This is a genomic window from Bacillus cereus group sp. BfR-BA-01408 (assembly GCF_022663305.1).
Taxonomy (GTDB): Bacteria; Bacillota; Bacilli; order Bacillales; family Bacillaceae_G; genus Bacillus_A; species Bacillus_A pacificus.
The window spans coordinates 1-433 of the sequence record NZ_JAKUFF010000207.1; the positions used below are offsets into that span (position 1 = coordinate 1).

Here is a 433-nt window from a genome sequence, read left to right on the forward strand (position 1 = left end):
CATTTCTTCTGTTGTTTCTTCTTTATTTTCTTCTTCGATCGGTGTTACCAAGATCTCCGGTTGCTCTTTTACCTCTGGCTTCTCTAACACATTCGGCTCTTCCGTTACCTTTGGCTCTTCCGGTTTTTCTAGATCTTCCATTTCTTCTGTTGTTTCTTCTTTATTTTCTTCTTCAATCGGTTTTACCCAGATCTCTGGCTTCTCTTTTACCTCTGGTTTTTCTAGCACATTCGGCTCTTCCGTTACCTTTGGTTCTTCCGATTTTTCTAAGTCTTCTAGTTCTTCTGTTGTTTCTTCTTTATTTTCTTCCTCAATCGGTTTTACCCAGATCTCCGGCTTCTCTTTTACCTCTGGTTTTTCTAATACATTCGGTTCTTCTGTTACCTTTGGCTCTTCCGGTTTTTCTAAGTCTTCTAGTTCTTCTGTTGTTTCT

Annotated in this window: 1 pseudogene; it reads right to left on the reverse strand. The window is 39.3% G+C overall.

Annotated features, from left to right (window positions below):
* A pseudogene (locus tag MR083_RS26945) lies at window positions 1-433 on the reverse strand (Cna B-type domain-containing protein); the annotation flags it as partial.